The sequence below is a fragment of the Desulfovibrio diazotrophicus genome, assembly GCF_902498985.2.
In the GTDB taxonomy this organism is placed as follows: Bacteria; Desulfobacterota; Desulfovibrionia; order Desulfovibrionales; family Desulfovibrionaceae; genus Desulfovibrio; species Desulfovibrio legallii.
The window spans coordinates 2015852-2034866 of sequence record NZ_OX346397.1; the positions used below are offsets into that span (position 1 = coordinate 2015852).

Sequence of the window (19015 nt, forward strand, 5' to 3'; positions counted from 1 at the left end):
TTTTTATGAAGCCTCAAGGGGGCGGCGCGCCAGCCGTAAGAGCAGCCCCGGCCCCGGCGGACTTGCCACTTTCTGACGCAGGTTGTAGGCTGCCTTGCAGGTAAACCGGCCGCGCGTCGGCTGTCAGGAGGTTTTTCATGGCCAGTGCACAGAGCAACAAGGGCGACGCCCCCACCCCCAAGTCCACCCCGGACGCAAGGCAGGCCCCCGCCGCCGGGCAGGATTCCTCCGCGCCAGGAACGGACGGCACGCCGCACAAGCGCGCCGTCAGCCCCTTGGTCTTCGGCCTGGCCGTAGCTCTGGCCCTGGTGCTGGGCCTCTATGTGGGCTCTCTGGCGCCTGCCCTGTTTGCGCCCGCGTCGGATTCCGGCCCCGGACGACAGGCCGCGCCCGCGGCCCCGCCAGCGCCTTCTGCCGCGCCTTCTGCCGCACAGGAAAACCAACCGCCCATGCCGCCGGAGCTCGCCGCCAAAATCGCGGAGTTGGAAAAAGCCGTGCTCGCCGCCCCGGACAAGGCCGCCCTCTGGACCAGCCTGGGCAACCTCTACTTTGACACAGGGCAGGCCCGCAAGGCCGCATCCGCCTATGAGCGGTCCCTGGCTCTGGCTCCGGACGACCCCGACGTGCTCACCGACCTGGGCATCATGCACCGGGAACTGGGAGAATTTGAAAAGGCCGTGGCCGACTTCCGCCGCGCCTCCACCGTTAATCCGCGTCATGAAAACGCCATGTTCAACGAGGGCGTGGTCCTCTACTACGACCTCAAGCGCAAAAATGAAGCGCTCAAAGCCTGGCAGCGCCTGCTGGCGGTCAACCCCGCGGCGCACGCTCCTGACGGCAAGGCGGTGGCCGATCTCATCCGGCAATTGCAGTAAGCGCCCTTGGCAAAGATACAGGCGGAGCACCCATGACTGCATTTTTTCCCGGCCCGGGCCGTTCTCCCGGGCAGACCCCATCCCGGCGCGGATCCGGCGTCATCCACACTACCGTCATCCCGTACCCCCGCCCTGCAGCAGCCTCCCCCTGCGCGCCTGCCGCCCTTGACACGGCCCGGAAGACGAAACTCCGGCAGGTCGGCGTTCTGCTGCTTTGCCTGCTCTGCCTCTGCGTCCTGCCCTGCCGCGTGACCGCGGGGCCCATACCGCCCACGCCCGCCGCGCCCCACATGGGCCTGCTGCCCTATCTTGAAGCATTTCTGGACCCCACGGGCAGCATGGACGTAGATGAAGTGGCGGCCCCGGCCAACAACGCCGCCTTCCGGCCCCTGACGCTCCAGGCCCTGCCCCGAACCACGGGCGTGCTCTGGTTACGCTTTACCCTTGCCCCCTTGCCGCAAGGGCTGCGCCCGCCCACCCTGCTGCTGGACCTGGGCCCCGCCGTACCGGCAGACCCCGTGCTCTACGCGCCGTACACCGACCCCCTGACCCAGGCCGCCGCCTGGCGCGAAACCAGGCCCAGCCAGCGCAATGTGCTGCTTTTGCCTGAAGCCGCCGACCAGCCCCGGACCTGCTTCCTGCGCCTGGACGGCCTGCCGGGGCCGTGGTTTGCGCCCACGCTCCGCACCCCGCAGGACGCCGCCAGCAACTGGGACAGCCTGGCGGGCACGGCGGCCGTGCTGGCTCTGGGCGTAGTGCTGCTGCTTTGCCTGCTGCGCGGCCTTTCAGAAAAAGGCCAGTGGCGCGCCTGGACAGCCCTGTATGTGGGCATGGCCCTGCTCCAGGCCGTACTGGGCATGCCCGCCTACGGCGAAGGCCGCATAACCCCGGCTGAGGCAGCCGCCGTACTTTCGCCGGGCCTGGCCCTCATGCTGCTGCCCCATGTGGGACGGCACCTGCTGCGCACCCGCGGCCGCTCCCGCGCCCTGGACGTACAGTTTCTGCTGCTTTCCCTGCCCGGCGCGGCCTTGGCCCTGCTGCCGCTGCTGCCCGGCTACGGCTGGCTGATCCGCTACCTGGCGCTCTGGCCCGCAGGCGCCCTGCTGTTTGTGCCCACGGCCCTGGCCGGGGCGCTTATGGGCCTGGGCGGGGCGCGGCGCTTTCTGCTGGGCTGCCTGGTGCCGCCGCTGTTCGTGGCCGCCAGCATTCTGGGGCTGGACCAAGGCTACGCGGCCGGGCTGCTGGCCGCGGCCCCGCTCTGGGGCACGGCCTTGAGCGCCCTGCTCATCGCGGGCACGGGCCAGCCCAGAGACATGGCCGCCGCGCAGACAAAGGCCGCCGCACCCGCAGCCGACCCCCTGCTGGCTTTGGCGACAGATCCCGTTCAGCCCGGCCAGACGGCATCCGCCGCCTCCGGAAACCCGGATGTCATCATCCTGGACCAGCCCCTGGATGACCCCAATCTGCGTCTGCTCCCCAGCCTGGAGCCCGCGTCTGGCGATGCGCTGTCGGACCTTTCCGGCCTGCCCGATGGCTCGGACTGGTCTCCGTCCGCAGCCCCCATGCCCGCAGCCCCTACGCCCACGCGTTCCGCCGACGCGGCAACGGCGGCGCACAGAGAAGCCCTGCGCCCGCCGCTGGAAAAAATCTTGCGGGAGGGCACGGCCCTGCTGGGCTGCGCACTGCCGCCGGCCGTGCGCCAACACGCAGAGAATCTGCGCAGCGCCGCCGACGAACTGGCGCGCGTCCTGGACAATCCCGGCGCGCTTGCCCAGGCCCCCGCCGGCCCGCCGGCCCGTACAGCCTTCAACCTGCAGCACCTGGTGCGCGAAGCCCACGACGCCGTATCCGTGGCGGCGGAAAACGCGGGCATAGGCCTGGCGTGGTATTTGCCGCCCCTTTTGGGACATATGTATGAAGGACCGGGCCAAGCCCTGCGCCAGGTGCTGGACGGCCTGCTGGAAAGCGCCGTACGCGCCACGGCCCACGGGGCCGTACACCTGACCGTGCGGCGCGTGCCCGAAAGCGCGGACCCCGGCCACCTGCTCTTTACCGTTACAGATACGGGCGCGGGCCTGCCGCCGCGCAGCCGTTCGGGCCAAGCCCTGCTCCGCGCCTGGGAGCTGGCCGGCGTCTGCAACGGTTACCTTACTGTGGACAGCGGGCCGCAGGGCGCGTCCATTGCCTTTACCCTGCGCCTCACGCCCCTGGAAGCGGAGGAAGAAGAGGAGGCCCCTGCGCCCACCCCCACAGTGGCAGTAGTGGGCGCGGACGCCGAAGAGCAGGAATCTCTGACCAGTCTGTGCCGGGAACAGGGCTGCCTTTGCCTGGCGGCCCCGGATCTGGAAGAGGCTTTGCGCCGCAATGCCGCCACCCCCGCCGTACTGCTCACGGCCCTGCGCCCGCAATACGGTCCGGCTCAGGCCGATCTGCTGGGGCGCTTTGAGGCTGAAGCCCGCCGCGCAGGCCTGCCCGTGTTCAAGGCCCTGGCCGTAACGCCCAACCAACGCCACTGGGACGCTTTGGCGGAAACGGGGTACACCCACGCCCTGCTGACGCCTCTGGACGCCGCCGCCTTTACCGCCACGCTGCGCGAGGTTCTGGACGAAGCCGGCCTGCAGCCAAGGCCCGACGCGCTTCCCCAAGACGCGCCGCACCAAGACGCGCCCCGCGAAGACGCCGCCCCTCCCGCCCACGGCACAGCTGCCCCCTTGCCGGACCTTTTCGGCCCACAGCCGGAACCGGAGGTGACGCAGACAGACGCAACGCCCCCCGTCGTCATTCCCACACACAGCGGCTCTGAGGGGCCAGACCCGGTTCTGAACCCGCCGCAACAGGGCGCGGCCTTGACCCCCGCGGCAATCCCGGCCGTACCTGACGCAGAGGCCTCCCCGCGGGCGGAAGCATCCCCCACGCTCGCCCCAGCCAACCCGCAGGCGGCGGAAACAGTGGACGCCGCTCGTGCGGCACGGTACGCAACGGATCCGGAGCACCTCGCGCCGCCAGCCGAAGAAGCGCCTGCGCCGGAAGCAGCCCAGGCGACGGCAGACAGTCCGCTGCCCGATCTGTTCGGGCCAGATCCCTTTGGCGCCGCCCCCAAAGCCGCGCCTGCCGCACTTGTGGCGACAGTCCCTGCTTTGGGGCAGGAACAGGTCGCTGCCCGCACGGCCAGAACATCGCAGGAGAACGCCGCATCCCCGGCGCAGACGACGGACAACGCGGACGACCGCCCGGAAGCCCCCGTACCGCCGGAAGCGGCGGCGTCACGCCTGGAAGCCGCGCCCTTGTCTGCGCCCGCTGTTGTTCTGGCGAACCAGCCGGACATGGACAACATGGCGGCCGCGACGGATGGCCCCGCGCCGGACGCCGCAACGGCGGCCATGACCGACCCTGCGCACAAGCCTGATACGCCGGCGGACGCAGCCGTCATTGCGGAGAGCCCGACCGCAACCGACGCCGCTTCACCGCCAACCTTTGCGCCGGAGGAGGCCGGGCCGGAAGCGCGCTTGCCGGAAGAAGCCGCGCCGCAGGACGAATTTCTGGTTGCCGCCGGGCTGGGCGGCCCCCAGTGGGAGGAACCCACAGTTTCCGCCGCTGCGGCAGGCGCGCTGCTGGCGCAGCGGCCCGGCGAGGCCGTACTCACCCCGGTGGGCACAGCCGATGCCGCGCCGTCCGGGCCAACCCCCGTCCCGGCGTCCACCGACATCCCCGCCGGACAGGCCACGGACGTCGCCCCCCAGACCAAGCCGGCCCCCTCTTTGCCCGCGCAGCCGGAGGAGCCCCTGCCAAAGGCGGCAACGCCCGCGCCTTCTTCTGAGGCCACCGCGCCTTTTAAGGCCGCTGCAGACCCGTCGGATTCCGCCCCGTCCGCACCCCAGGCCGGCTTTGTCCCGCCCAACGCCGCCCAAGCCATGCCTGGCCCGGCAGGCTGGGCAAACTACGACCTGGCCGACGAATGGGTGGGCGAACCCATGCCTGTGGGCACGCCCGTGAACCCGGCCCGCTCTCCGGCTGCCGCGCCCAAGGCTGTGGACGCCCCACCGCGCACGACAGCCGCTGCAAACCCACAGCCCGCGTCGTCCGCACAGGACCACCGGCGCTATGTGAGCCCCAGCATTGCCACCGCCGGCGAATGGGTGGGCGAGCCCATGCCCATGACCTCAAAGCCCGCCGCCTCCGCTGCAGAGGCAGACGCGCGGCCTGCGGCAACGTCCCGGCAGACCGGCACTTCCCCCCAGCCCGCTGCACCGCGGCAGACTGTGCGCGTGACCTCTACCCCGTGGCCCGTCCCCAAATCCACACCCGCCGTGCCGCCAACAGCCGGGCAGCCCGCCCCCCTGACCCTCACGGGCCTGCCGGAACAGCCCCCCCAGACCGTGCCGCCGCGAGACATGCCCCGCACCGCCGCAGGCAGGCTCATCCTGAAACTTCTGGGCGGCCTGAGCGACCACGCCTCTCCGCCTGCAGACCCCCTGGCCGTCCCCCCCCCCACGGCGGCTCCGGCTGCAGCGGCGCACTCCACAGCCGCCAACGCCGCCAATGGCCAGCAGACCTCCATCGTCAATTTCATCGCCGGGGCCGCGCCTTCTGCGAAAATGCAGCCTTCTGCAGCCGTGTCAGGGGCTGCGGCGCAGTCCGCCGCGCCTTCTTCCAGGCCAGCCGCTCGCACGCAAGCCCCACCGCAGGCTCCAGAGCGGGACGCGCCGCCTGCGCAGCAATCCCTGGCAACTTCAACGCCCCAAGCAACGCCTTTCTCCGCCCCGCCCAAGGAAGACGCCACGCTGATCCGTCTGGTGGAGCGCCTGGACGCCGCCATGGAAGACGCGCAGGAAGGCTACCGCAACCGGCGCTGCCCCGTGGTGGGCGAAGCCGCCGCCCGCATTGCCGCAGAATCGGACGCCTTCGGCTTCCGCGTATTGGCCCGCATGGCCCGTTGCGTGGAACGCGCCGCCCGCGCCAGCGACATGAACGCGCTCCACGACCTGCTGCCGGAACTGGCCGTGGCCGTGGAACGCAACCGCATCGCCCTCAATCCCCACGGCCTGGGGGGATAAAACACTTTTACGGCATGGGGGACTTTTGCCTGCAACCGTCCCCCGTGCCGCAAAAATCTCCCGCGCAGAGCTGTGCCGGGCGTCCCCGCATCGTGCGGCAGGCGCGGTCATGGCGGGCGGGCGCACGCTTAAAAACGGACACATGCCGCAAAGCTCAGGCAACAGCACGGCCAGGGAGCTCAGCTATACGCCCCGCAAACCTTGACCTTAAGATTTTTGAAGCGTATTTTGTTATTATTGTCAGATGCCTGTTCCTTTTTTATGACCCATTGCCGGGGGGGATTGCATGAACGCTTGCAGTAAAAAACTTTGTTCCCTGCTTGTTCTGGTGGCCTTGACGCTCTGCCTGGCCACTGCGGCCGTAGCCAGGGAAGTAGTCCTCTACTCCTCCAACCAGCCCGACATGCTGGACGCCATCTCGCTGGATTTTGAAAAGAAAACCGGCATCAAGCTCACCGTGGTGCGCATGGGCACCGGCGAAGCCATGAAGCGTATCGCCGCAGAAAGGGCCAACCCCCTTTGCGATGTGTTCTGGAGCGGCGACGTGGCCGTACTGGATAACGCCAAGGCCGACTTCATGCCTTACGCTTCGCCCGAAGCCGCCGTGCTGCCCCCGGCCTTTGTGGAAAAAGACCACCGCTGGACCGCCGCCAACATGCACCTGATGATCATCATGGCCAACACCCGGCTGGTGCCGACCGCAGACATGCCCAAAACCTGGAAGGATCTGCTGGACCCCAAATGGAAAGACAAGGTGGTCATGGCCAACCCCCTGAAATCCGGCTCGGCCTACGCGCAGGTCTACGGCATATACAAACTCTACGGCTGGGACGGGCTGAAGCAACTGCTCAATAACGTTAAAATTCTGGACAGCTCCAGCCTCGTATACAAGGGCACCGCCGAAGGGGAATTTCCCCTGGCCATAACTATGGAATACGCCGCCCACCGCTATGTGGCCGGCGGCGCGCAGGACGTGCGCGTCATCTACCCCGCCGACGGCGTCATCGCCGCCCCTGAAGGCGCGGCCGTCATTGCCGGCTGCAAACACCCGCAGGAGGCCAAAGCCCTGGTGGACTATCTGCTCTCCCAGCCTGTGGTGGACGGCATCTTCCAGAAATACTTCCGCCGCCCCGCCCGGCCCGACGCCGTTGCCGTGGCGGGCATGCCCACACTGCAAAACATCACGCTGCTGCAGAGCTATGATCCCGCCGAGGCCAACGCGCTGCAAAAACAGCTCCTGGGCTGGTGGAAAAAACAGGTTCTGCAAAAGCCGTAGGCGTATTTTCCCGGGTGCGGCGCAGGCCGCGCCCGGGATGCGTCTGGAGTACGACCGTTCTGCTGATACCACCTCAGCGCGGCTCTTGAGGACGTTCAAGAAGGATACGCCAGTGCACATTGAGTTAGTGGATGTTGTTAAACAGTTCGGCCAGCTGCGGGTGGTCGACAAGGTAAACCTGAAGATCGGCGACGGCGAATTTTTTACCCTTCTGGGCCCCAGCGGCTGCGGCAAAACCACCCTGCTGCGGATGATAGCCGGCTTTAACGACCCCGACAGCGGCGACATCCGCTTTGACGGCACATCCATCCTGAACGCTCCCGCACACCTGCGCAACACGGGTATGGTCTTTCAGAACTACGCTCTGTTCCCGCACATGACGGTTTTTGACAATGTGGCCTACGGTATGGCGGCGCGCAGGCTTCCCCACACGACCATACGCAGCCGGGTTGAGGAAATTCTGGAGGCCGTGCAGCTTCTCAACCTGCGTGACCGCTACCCCCGCCAGCTCTCAGGCGGGCAGCAGCAGCGCGTGGCCCTGGCCCGCGCCTTGGTCATCCGCCCCGACGTGCTGCTCATGGACGAGCCCCTGTCCAACCTGGACGCCAAACTGCGCGTGACCATGCGCGAAGAAATCCGCCAGATACAGCAGAGCCTCGGCATCACCACCATCTATGTGACCCACGACCAGGAAGAAGCCATGGCCGTGTCCGACAGGATAGCCATTTTTTACAACGGCAAGCTGCAGCAGGTGGACAGCCCGCGGGGCATCTATTTCTCGCCCGTCAACAGGTTTACGGCGGAATTCATGGGCGCCTGCAATATGCTGGAAATGCGCCCTCTGGATTGGGATGCGCCGCGCCGCACGGCCAGAATGCTGTGCGACGAGACGGAGTTTGACGTTGTTATGGACGACCCCGGCCTGAGCGAACCCGTGCACCTGATGCTGCGCCCGGACTGGCTGCGCGAAATCGCCCCCGACGCCGCAGCGCCCAATGCCTTTACCGGGCGGGTGCGCGACGTCATGTTTCTGGGGGCCACCCTGGTCTGCCATGTGGCGGCGCTGGGCACGGTGCTGCGAGTGGACGTGCCCGCCCTGCGCGGCGGTGAAACCAAACAACCAGGCGACAAAATTCGGCTCTGCTTCGCGCCGACCAGCCCGGTCAGGGTGGAAGGCTGATGGCCCTGCGCAAACTTTTTTCCGTCTGGAACCTGATTTTTCTGCTGGCGGCGCTGACGCTTGTACTGCTGGTGGTGTACCCCATGTACGCCATTTTTCAGGCCAGCCTGCTCAGCGCGGAAACTGGGGCCTTTACCTGGGACAACTACCTGAGCGTGTTTACCACGCCCTTTTACCGCCGCTGCCTGTGGAACAGCCTGTTCATGAGCGGCCTGGCCACCTTCTTCAGCGTGCTCATCGGCGTGCCCTTCGCCTTTTTTACCACCCGCTACAAACTGCCCGGCGCTACCGCGCTGCGCACACTGGGCACCCTGCCGCTCATTCTGCCCACCTTTATCGGCGCGGAAGCCTGGCTGCTGCTTCTGGGCCGCAACGGCATCATCACCCGTTTTTTTGCCGATCTGGGGTTGCACATCCCCAGCATCTACGGCTGGCAGGGCGTGGTGCTGGTGTTTACCCTGCAATTTTTCCCCTTTGTCTTTCTCATGGTGGGCGCGGCCATCAATTCCGTGGATCGCTCATTGGAAGAAGCCGCCCGCAACCTGGGCGCTTCGCCCTGGCGGGTTTTCCGCACCGTAACCCTGCCGGTGGTCACGCCGGCCATAGCCTCCGGCGCGCTGATCGTTTTTTGCATGTCCATTGAAAACTTCGGCGTGCCAACCATCATCGGCAACGACTACAAGGTGCTGGCAGAGCAGGCCTACAGCGAGTTTGTCAGCGAAATGGGCGGCAACCCTTCCATGGCGGGCACGCTGAGCACCGTGCTGGTGGTGGTTACCCTGGCCCTCACCGTGCTGCAGAAGCTGTGGGTGGAACGAAAAAATTACGCCATGTCCGCGCTGCGCCCGCCGGAAATCAAAACCCTGCCCCCCCTGGGCAGGGCGCTGGCCTGGGGCTTTTGCGCCCTTGTCGTCTTTATTTCCCTGGCGCCCTTTGTCATGGTCATGGTGGCGGCTGTGACCAAAACCAACGGACCGGTCCTCTACTACGGCCAGTTTACGCTGGACAACCTGCTCATCGCCCTGAAGGTCGCCCCCCGGCCCATCCTCAATTCCTTCTTTTTGTCCACCACAGCCACGGTCATCGGCATGGTTTTCGGCCTGGCCGTCAGCTACCTGGTAGTGCGCAAGGGCGGGGTCATCGGCTATGCTCTGGACCTGGCCATGATGCTGCCCCTGGTCATTGCCGGATCCGTGCTGGGCATCGCCCTGGCGGCCACCTACAATACGGGCCCTGTGGTGCTCACCGGCACCTGGATGATCATTGTGCTGGCCTACTTCATCCGCAAAACGCCCTTTTCCGTCAAAACCACTTCCGCCCTGCTGCGACAGATCGAGGTTTCGGTAGAAGAGGCCTCCATCAGCCTGGGCGTGCCCCCTCTGCGGACCTTTCTCAAGGTGGTGGTGCCCGCCATGCTGCCCGGCGTGGCGGCCGGGGCCATCATCATGTGGGTGACAACCCTGGCGGAACTGAGCTCCACCATCGTCCTCTATTACGGACCGTGGAGCACCATGACCGTACAGGTCTTTCAGTATATCGGCAGCGGTGACTTTGGCCCGGCTTCGGCCTACGGGGCCATCCTCATCGTTTCCGTACTGGCGCCCCTGTTTATTCTCAACAAGGCGCTGGGCAAGGATCTGACCACCTCGCTGTAAGGAACAGCCCCTTTACAACCGCAGCTGGGCATACACGGCGGGCAGGTCCAAAGCCGCCTCCAGACAGTCCGCCAGGCGATCCAGCTCCGGCCCCAGGTCGTAGGCGGCCTGAGGGGCCGGAGGCAGGCCGGCCTCTGCCCGCCGGGCAGCCAGAAAGGCGTGCCGGAAAACGTCGGCGTCAAACAGGCCGTGCAGATAGCTGCCCCAGACCCGCGCGCGGCCCGCGGCGTCGCACAGGCCCCAGCCCAGGGCCGCGCCAGCCGCGTCCCGCAACAGCACCGTAGGCTCTCCCGCTGCGGGCAGACGCGCCACCCTGGTCACAACTTCTGTGCTGCCGTGGTGGATCTCGTAACCGGTCACGGCCGCGTCCGCCTCGCCGTCCGTCAACGCCGCCAGGGCCGTGCCCGTGGTCCGGCGCAGTTGCTTGGCCGCCTGCAGCGTGGTGCGCAGGGGCAGCAGATTGAGCCCTGCCTCCCGCCCGCCTTCTTCCAGGGCCAGTGGATCCAGAATTTCCGCCCCCAGTAGTTGCAGGCCGCCGCACACGCCCACCAAGGCCCCGCGCCCGGTGCGCAGGCAGCGGGCCGCAAAAGCCACAACAGACGCAGCCAGACCGCCGGCGCGCAAAAAACGGGCGTCCGCCGCCGTATTCCGGCTGCCGGGCAAGAGCACGACTTCAGGCGCACCCCAGTCCTCGGTCCGTCGGGCTACCCGCAAGCGCACGCCCGGCTCGTTGCGCAGGGCGTCCAGGTCGGTGGCGTTGCTGATGTGCGGCAGGTCCACGACCAGCACGTCCAGCAGCCCCCCGGCCGCCTCCCCGCCCGCGCCCGCGTGCAGTCCGGGCGTAAGCCCGGCCTTGAAACTTACGGAATCTTCCTCCGGCAGGCGCAGGTCCTCCAGCATGGGCACAACGCCCCAAAAGGGCTTGCCCGTGCGGCGGCTGATGGCCGTGAGGGCCGGGGTGAGCAGGCTGGCGTCTCCCCGGAATTTATTGAGAATAAGCCCGGCAACGCGCGCCCTGTCCGCGCGGGTGAGCAGAGCCAGGGTACCCGCCAGAGCCGCAAAAGCTCCACCCCGGTCTATATCCGCCACCAGGGCCACACGCGCCCCGGCATAGCGGGCCATACGCATATTGACGATATCGTGGGCGCGCAAATTGATTTCCGCCGGGCTGCCCGCGCCTTCCAGCACCAGCACGTCCCGGTCTGCCGCCAGCTCGCGGTAGGCGCGACACACAGCCCGCCAGGCCCTGGGCTTGTACTCCAGATACTGGGCCACGCGCATCTGCCCCACGGGCCGCCCCAGCACCAGCACCTGTGAGCCGATCTGCGAGGTAGGCTTAAGCAGGACGGGATTCATGCGCACGTCGGGCGCGAGGCCGCAGGCCAGGGCCTGCAGCACCTGGGCCCGGCCCATTTCGCCCCCTTCCGCCGTCACAAAAGAATTGAGGGACATGTTCTGGGCCTTGAAGGGGGCTACCCGCAAGCCCTGCCGGGCCAGCAGACGGCACAGGCCCGCTGTGAGCAGGCTTTTGCCCGCATTGGAACAGGTGCCCTGAAACATCAGGGCGGGGGGCAGACCGGCCCGCCCCGGCGAGAAAAAACGGCGCTGCGGCATGGAGATTCCTGCCTTATCAAAGGCTTTTGCCGCAGTGTAGCGTTTGCGGCGCAGGGCCACAAGCCGCGCAAAGGCGCTGACGCAGCCTGGCCCGTCACCGGCGGGCCAACACAGAACGCCGGTGGCGGGGCCAAGGCGGCAGTGCTGTTCATTGCACTGCCAAGCGCCAAAATGGGCGCCGTTACCCGTTTAAGAAGGTACGCAAAACCAAACGGCTTCGGCTCAGCGCTCGCCTTGCAGTTTGCCGTAGGCTCCGGGCAGGCGGCCCGGCCGCTCGGGGGCAGGGGTAAAGGCCTGGACGCGGGCCTGCGGCGGTTCTTCCCCGGCCGCGGCGGCCGTGCGGCCATAGACGGCGCGGGCCTGGGCACTGGGCACGCCTATGGACCGGGGCGGCAGGATGGGCTGGGCCGTGCGCAGGGTCGCGCCCTGGGGCTGCAGGCGGCTGGCGATGTCTGAGGCGGCCCGTCTGGCCTCGGGGGTTTCAATGATCTGGGCGTAGGCGTCGCGCAGGCCGGAAAGGATATGCTCCACGCTGTCCAGGGATTCCAGATCCATTTTGAGGTTGGCGCGCAGCAGGCGGGCCGTACAGAGCAGATAGAGGTTATTGAGGTTCACGGCAAGACTGCCGCCCTTGTCCATATTCAGGGAGGCGGCCAGCTCGTTGACGATGTCAATGACGCGAGAGATGAGCATGCCCTTGGCGGCAAAGTCGTTGGCCAGCATTTTGTCACGGGCCTGATGCAAGTATTTGAGAGCGCCGTCGTAGAGCATGAGCAGAAGCTGCCCTTGGTCGGTGGTGGCCACATTGGTTTGAAAATAGGCTTGCGCCGCTTTGTTCATAGTCTCATCCTCAAGCCCCTGGGGGCGACGGTTGGTGGCTGCTAATCACTGCTGCTGGAGAGTTGCTTGAGCTGGGTTTCCAGCTGATCTTGCATGGTGCTGTATTGCTTGAGCAGGGTTTCAAGATTGGCAAAATAGGTTTTTTGCCGAGACTCCCAAAGTTCAAGCCTGTCCTGCTCTTTTGAAATTTTGTCTTCAATATTTTCCATGATGGTTTTGTAGTTTACCTGCAAAACCATCAGCGCGCCGTTTTGTGATTTGAGATATATCGCGTCGGCGATCTGATCATCCGTGGCATTGGCGCTGACATTGACGTCGTTGTAGGTCAGTTCGCTTTTCAGAAAACTGTTGACAGTGGGGATCAGGCCTTCCTTGATGCGGATCTGCCCTGAGTGGGCGCCTTCGCTGAGGTCATCGATGCTCAACGAAAGACCGCGCGCGTCACCGCTGGCCACACTGTAGTAATAGCCGGGCTGGCTGGTATCGCGGGTGGCCTCCACCCCGCCCACATAGACGTGCTCTATATTGCCGTCCGCATCCACGGAATAGCTGACGTCATACGTGCCGCCCTTAGTGATGCCGGCCACATGGCTGTTGTAACGAAAGTCTGCGGACGAGCTGGCCCCGGTGCCGCTGGAGCAGAAAAAATCCACCACGGCTTCCAGGTTGTTGTTGATCATGTCCTCATAGTTTTCCTGGTCCAGCTGCTGCAGGGCAGCGAGGCTGGATTCGGGCGCTATGACCAGCAGGCCGTAAGTATCGCTGTTTTCGTCGGTGTCGGTCTTGATGCCCATGTTGGCCAGGTTGGCCAGCACGTCGCCCGAAAGCAGGTCTGTGGCGCTGGTGCGGCTTTGGAAACCTGGCGGAGAGCTGCCCAGAAGGCCGGAAAAGCGCGAGGCGAAAAGCTGCACGCCGTAGTTGCCCTGCAGCAAACCGCCTTTTTCGGAAGTAAGCTGTGAAGCGCTGTAGTTGTCGTTGCCTATATCGTCGGGATCACTGGAGGTGGTTTCCTTGGTTTCATCGTACTTCGTATAATCCTGGATGGTCAGCAAAACGGAGTTTACCGCGTCCAGAAAAGTCTGGATGGATTCCTCCACCGAGGCAATGTCCGTGCTCACGCTGATGCGGGCCGTACCCGTATCCTGAATGCTGAAAACCACGCCCTCAATGACGTCGCTCACGCTGTTGCTGGCGGACTCCATCTCCATGGGCCAGTTGTCCACGGTATAGCGGGCGTTGGCGGCGCGCTGGATGTTCCAGACCGAAGAGGAAGCCACCTGACCGCTGATGCCGGGGCCGCTGACGCTTTGGACATTGCCGACCTGGAGGTAGTAGGAACCGGTGGCGTCCGTGCCGTCCCAGGCATTACCCTCAGCGTCCACCAGGGTGGCCGTGGCGCCGGTGCCGTCCAGCGCTGCGGCAATTTTTTCGTAAATGTCTTTGATGCTGGATCCGCTGGCGATGCCGTCCACGGTCACGGTTTCGCCACCGTTAAGGGTAATGGAATAGCTCAGCTCCGGCTGCGTGGCGTCTATGGTGGCGCTGCCATCCATGCCGGTCAGCCGCGTTGTGGCCTGGACGCTGACGGCAAGGCCGTCCAGGCCCCCGCCCAATCCGCTGCTGAGATAAAAATTCTCCGTGTCGTCCAGGGTGACAACGGTGTTGCCGTCGCTGTCGGTGGACGTTGTGCCGCCCAGTTGCGTCAGCAGATCGTCGTATGTTGCCGTGTTGGCTATGGTAACCTTTTGCGTAGTGCCGTCGGTTTTGATAATGGTATATTCGTAGTCGCTGCCGTCGGCGCTGTCGCCACCCAGCTTCTGGCTCAGCATGTCCTTGTCGAAGGTCAGCTTGACGCTGGCCGAGAGTTCACTGGCGTCGTCCTGCCGCGTCCCAAGGTTGGCGGTCGTTTCACTGTGGGTAATGCCCACATCGGCGCTGAAAGTAAGGTCGCTGACGTTGGCGATCTTCATCTCCCAGCCGCCGGCGCTGTTGAGGGTCATCTCAGCGCTGCTGCTGCCCGCAGCCTGGGCAATCTGCAGCAGGGCTTCCTTCATGGTAGCGCCGGCCTTGAGTTCCAACGTGTGGGTGCTGCTCACCGCGCCGTCGTTGACCGTGAAGCTGACCGTAGTATCCGCGCTCAGCGTGGCTTTGAGGTTGGAACCGATGCCCAGGGTGGTGCTGCCGGAGGTGCGGCTTGCCTGCGCTTCAGTATCGCGCCGGTATACGGCCTTGACATCCTGAAACTGCAGGTTGCCGTCCTGGTCCAGACTGGCTACGCTGCGGCCGGTCTGGGCGTTGATCTGATTGACCAGATCTTCATTGGTTTTGTCGCCGGTGATGCTGACCGTAAACCAGTTGCCGTCCTCCGTAAGCAGATCATAGGCATACTGGTTGGGGTCGGTAATGGTTTTGTTCAGGGCCAGCAGTCCGTTGGTCTGCCAGGAGGAGGTCGCGCCGGCAGAGGTCATGCCCACCAGGTCGGCGTCGTTGATGACCAGGTCGTTGGCTTCGCCCGTGCTCGTGCCGGCCATCTGAAACACATAGCCGGAACCGGTCTGCACCAGGCTGACCTTGACGCCGGGGTTGTCGACATCGCCGTTAATGAGGCTGGCGAAAGATTCCAGGGTGGTTTTGGGGGCTATTTCCAGGGTGTGTGTGGTCCCCGCATAAGTGTAGGAAAACGTCTGGGTTTCCCCGGAAGTATTGATGATTTCCGTTTTGGAATCGTAGATGTGCATATTGGCCCAGACGGCGTTGCTGGCCATCTGGTTTACCGTGATGTTGTGCTGCACGTCCTGCGCCGAGGCGCTGGCCACGGCGGTGACGACATTTTCATCACTGCTGGTAACGTTTTTGCTGACGAAATTATTTTTATTGGCCAGATTGGAGAGCACATTCTGAGCGGTCTGCACCTGCCCGATGATTTCGCCAAAGGCCTCGTAGCGCAGGTTCCAGTCGTCCTTCCAGGCCTCCAGACGGTTGAGCTGGGTGGATTCCACCTCTTTCAGTTTGGCGAGAACCTCGTCAAAATCAGTATCCATGCCGCTCAGGCCGGAAATGGCGTTGGAACCGGAAATGCTGATGGCCATAGGCGCCTCCCCGCACGATGTGCCGCGCATGCCGTCGGCACGGCGCGGTTTGCCAAAAACAATGCAAAAAGCGTGCACGCGCGCCAGGGGAAGATTTTTCCGCCGTAAACGCGTTTGCCTCTGCCCGTATCTTCGGCGGCGTATCGTCCAAGTTTAGGGCCTGAGGCCATTGCTTTCAGGTTTACTTGGAATTATTATTAATAATAACCGATTGTATCGTTACGGTGGACGCCTGTCCGTGCAGTTGCCGGAGCGAGTGCAAAACAAAAAAAGCTCCAGGGAGGATATATGGCGGATTTGCTGGTGTTGCTGCTGGTTTTCGGCGGTGTGGCGGCTTTGTATATTCTGGCCTTGCGGAAAGGCTGGCTGCAGGTAGACCGCATGAGCTGCGGCTGAGTGCCTTTTGACAAGCAGCGTGCTCTGCTTGAAGAAAAAGAACGCCGCAAGCGGCGGCACAAAGAAAAAGCCTGAGGAATTTTCCTGGCGCGGGGCTGCGGCAGCCTCGCGTGGAACGCGCCCTGAGGCAACACACGTAAAGGAAATATGCGCTAACTGCGGTTGCGGGCCAGAACGCAGCCCACGGCCAGAAGGTTAAGCAGACCGAAGATGGTCAGGTCCAGCCGCATGGCGGCCATGAAGGCGTCAATATTTTCAGGACCGGCGGGCTGGTCGCCCAGAAAAAAGCCCAACGTCAGGGTGATGCAGGCCATGTTGATGAGCTGCCCGCCCGTGCGCACCGCGCCGGTGAGGCCTGAGGCCTGCCCCACATGGTCCCGGCCTGCGCTTTCCAGAATGATGGTGGTATTGGGCAGGGCAAAAAGGCTGATGCCCGAACCCAGCAGGCCCATAGCCGCAAACAGCAGCCAGTAGGGCGAATCCAGCCGCAGGAAGCCGCAGACCAGCAGGCCCAGACCGCAGAGGGCCACGCCCACAGCGCTGACCCGGCCCGGAGGAAAGGCGGCGCAGAGCCGGGCGGCCAAGGGGGTGGTCAGGGCCTGGATAAGGGACTGCGCGGCCAAAAAAAGCCCGGCTTGCTCTACACTGCAGCCCCGGCCCAGCTGCAGATAGAGGCTGAAAAAAAACATGACCCCGAAAAACGAGCTGTAGTTGATGAAGGCCGCCAGGGAGGAAAGGGCAAAGACCCTGTTGCGGGCCAAAAGACGCAGGTCCAACAGGGGATGGGGACTGTGGAGCTCCATACGGCAGAACAGGGCCAGCAAAAGGACGAAGCCCGCCAGCAGGCCCCCGGCCAGGGCCGGGGCGTCGGCCAGCTCGGAAGAGCCGAAGGTCAGGGCGGTCATGGCCGCGGCATAGACGCTGCAGCCTTTCCAATCAAAGGACTTGTCTTTGGCGGGGCTCCAGTCCAGGCGCACGGCGCAGCGCATAAGCAGGAACACGCCCACACAGGCCAGGGCATTGCCCCAGAACAGCCAGCGCCAGCTCAGATTGCCGGCCACAAGTCCGGCCAGGGGCGGGCCGCAGGCAATGCCGGCGTAAACGGCCGAACCGCTGTAGCCCAGGTAAGAGGCGCGTTTGCCTTCGGGCGCGGCCGAGGCCAACAGGGCCAGGCCGCAGGCGTTGAACATGGCCCCGCCCACGCCCTGCACAAAACGCAGGGCCAGGAAAGCGGGCACAGAGTTCACAAAGCCGAGCAAAGCGCCGGTGGCGGCAAAAATGCCCACGCCCCAGAGGAAAACGCGGCGGTAGCCCCAGATATCGCCCAGGCTGCCGCCCGCCAGCTGAAATACGGCAAGCCCCATGGCGTAAAAGGCCCCCATGAGGCCCAGTTCGCGCGCGCTGGCGTGCAGACTGAGGCCCAGAGGCGGCAGTACGGCGTTAACCCCTGCCATCATAAAGGGCATACAAAAAAGGGAAGCGCATACGGCCAGGAGCAGACTGCCATGGCCTTTCTGAATGGCACTGGACATGGCGCAACCTACCCTGTGTGACAGCGGGCGGTCAATATGGCTTGTGGTCAGGTGCGGCGCGCTTTACTCGCTTGACATCAAAATGTAACATAAAAAAATGTCCTTCCCGTCGCCCCTGCCCCGGCACGCGCCCGCCGCGCAGCTTGGCTTTCGCCAAGAGCGCAAATACTACCTTACTCCGTCCGACGCGGCCGTGCTGCGGCAAAGGGTGGCCTGGCTGCTGTGTCCGGACGCGTATTCGCAGGACGGCCCCTACCACATCAGCAGCCTGTATTTTGACGATATCTACGACACGGCCCTGCGGCAGAAGCAGTGCGGGGCGCTGGTGCGGGACAAATGGCGGGTACGCTGGTACAACGGCGCCACGGCGCAGGCGCGGCTGGAGCGCAAGCACAAGTGCGGCGATCTTTCCCGCAAGGAGCAGACCTGGCTCAATGCGGCGCAGTTTGAACGGCTGAATCGGGGAGATTGCGCCTGTGCTGCCGGGGAGGATGCGCCGGTGTGGCGGGCGCTGTACGCCGCCTGGCTGCGGTCCTGGCTGCGGCCGGTGGTGCGGGTGGACTACGACCGCGAGGCTTTCAGCTATACGCCGGGCAATGTGCGTGTGACGTTTGACAACAACCTGCGGGCCGCCCGGCCCGGCGCTGCGTTTTCTTTGCCCGTGCAGACGGACGGGCTGGTCATTCTGGAACTGAAATGCGACGGTTTTCTGCCCAGCGTGGTGGCCGGTTTGTTCGCGGGCATGGAGTTCAACCAGTTGGCCATCTCCAAATACGTCATGGCCCGATTCTGCCTCATGGAGCACGGCTGCAGTTAAACGTAATCGCCGTTGTACTCCACCAATGTGGCGGTTTCCACGCCAGGGGCGGCGGCCAGGGTTTCCAGAAAAACGGTCCGGCTGTTTTTGAGCCGGACTTCCAGGGTCAGTTCCGTCAGCCCGTTGCGGCAGCTTTTGTTTTTCAGCTTGCCCTTGAGGGGCGTGAGCAGGGCGGCGACAGCCGCATCGACCTCGGTGGCGTAGCGCAGGATGAGCAGGAAAACGCGCTTTTCCTTGCGCGCGTAATTCATGAGGATGTAGACCAGCCCCAGCACTGCCGTGCCGAAGATGGCCACCGTGTACAGCCGCGCCCCGGCGGTGAGCCCGGCGGCGATGCTCCAATACAGAAAGCCCACATCCAGGGGATCCTTGACCGGCGCGCGGAAGCGGACAATGGAGAGCGCGCCCACCATGCCCAGCGAAAGCACAAAGTTGGTGCCGATAGTAATAATAATAAAGGCCGTGACGCCGCTGACCAGCAAAAGCAGGACGCCGAAATTTTCGCTGTAGACCACGCCGCGGTAAAAATATTTGTAGAGCAGATAGATGGCCAGACCGCAGCCCAGGGCTACGGCCAGGGTGGTGGCCAGGGAAACAAGGCCGAGGCTCTCCTGTTGTGACAGCAGAAGCAGGATCTGGCGGATTTCTTCGGTCATGGGGCACCAGGGCGGGCCCGGAGCGGAGTGG

At 64.8% G+C, this 19015-nt stretch carries 11 protein-coding genes; 6 read left to right on the forward strand and 5 right to left on the reverse strand.

The window, feature by feature from the left end:
• Positions 1 to 137 precede the first annotated feature (137 nt).
• The 5 genes from J7I12_RS08760 (at position 138) to J7I12_RS08780 (ending at position 10040) form a co-directional block, all read left to right on the forward strand.
• Complete coding sequence (locus J7I12_RS08760; protein ID WP_118229292.1) at positions 138 to 875, forward strand: tetratricopeptide repeat protein; 738 nt, start codon at positions 138 to 140, stop codon at positions 873 to 875.
• Between the two features lie 32 nt (positions 876 to 907).
• Positions 908 to 5929 (forward strand): 7TM-DISM domain-containing protein, encoded by a 5022-nt coding sequence (locus J7I12_RS08765; protein WP_498793564.1) that lies wholly within the window; start codon positions 908 to 910, stop codon positions 5927 to 5929.
• Between the two features lie 286 nt (positions 5930 to 6215).
• Positions 6216 to 7205 (forward strand): extracellular solute-binding protein, encoded by a 990-nt coding sequence (locus J7I12_RS08770; protein ID WP_288908166.1) that lies wholly within the window; start codon positions 6216 to 6218, stop codon positions 7203 to 7205.
• Positions 7206 to 7317: 112 nt separating this feature from the next.
• Positions 7318 to 8385, forward strand: coding sequence for an ABC transporter ATP-binding protein (locus tag J7I12_RS08775; protein ID WP_270229062.1), 1068 nt, complete (start codon positions 7318 to 7320; stop codon positions 8383 to 8385).
• The gene (locus J7I12_RS08780; protein WP_288908170.1) at positions 8385 to 10040 is read left to right on the forward strand and encodes an ABC transporter permease; all 1656 of its coding nucleotides are present in this window, start codon (positions 8385 to 8387) and stop codon (positions 10038 to 10040) included. The genes J7I12_RS08775 and J7I12_RS08780 overlap by 1 nt, the downstream gene beginning before the upstream one ends.
• Positions 10041 to 10052: 12 nt before the next feature.
• Here J7I12_RS08780 and J7I12_RS08785 read toward each other — a convergent pair whose 3' ends face one another.
• From J7I12_RS08785 to J7I12_RS08800, 4 genes are all read right to left on the reverse strand, one after another.
• A complete protein-coding gene (locus J7I12_RS08785; RefSeq protein WP_302413168.1) occupies positions 10053 to 11654 on the reverse strand; it encodes a cobyric acid synthase in 1602 nt (533 codons plus the stop codon).
• Positions 11655 to 11876: 222 nt separating this feature from the next.
• A complete protein-coding gene (gene fliS / locus J7I12_RS08790) occupies positions 11877 to 12494 on the reverse strand; it encodes a flagellar export chaperone FliS (RefSeq protein WP_118229297.1) in 618 nt (205 codons plus the stop codon).
• A 41-nt stretch (positions 12495 to 12535) separates the two neighbouring features.
• On the reverse strand, positions 12536 to 15583 hold the full coding sequence (gene fliD / locus J7I12_RS08795) for a flagellar filament capping protein FliD (protein WP_118229298.1): 3048 nt from the start codon (positions 15581 to 15583) through the stop codon (positions 12536 to 12538).
• Positions 15584 to 16131: 548 nt separating this feature from the next.
• Positions 16132 to 17511 (reverse strand): MFS transporter, encoded by a 1380-nt coding sequence (locus tag J7I12_RS08800; protein WP_118229299.1) that lies wholly within the window; start codon positions 17509 to 17511, stop codon positions 16132 to 16134.
• 97 nt (positions 17512 to 17608) lie between these two features.
• Between J7I12_RS08800 and J7I12_RS08805 the strand changes: the two genes are divergently transcribed.
• The gene (locus J7I12_RS08805) at positions 17609 to 18328 is read left to right on the forward strand and encodes a polyphosphate polymerase domain-containing protein (protein WP_288908179.1); all 720 of its coding nucleotides are present in this window, start codon (positions 17609 to 17611) and stop codon (positions 18326 to 18328) included.
• Here J7I12_RS08805 and J7I12_RS08810 read toward each other — a convergent pair.
• The gene (locus tag J7I12_RS08810; RefSeq protein ID WP_118229301.1) at positions 18325 to 18984 is read right to left on the reverse strand and encodes a DUF4956 domain-containing protein; all 660 of its coding nucleotides are present in this window, start codon (positions 18982 to 18984) and stop codon (positions 18325 to 18327) included. The two genes, J7I12_RS08805 and J7I12_RS08810, sit on opposite strands and share 4 nt — an antisense overlap.
• Positions 18985 to 19015 lie beyond the last annotated feature (31 nt).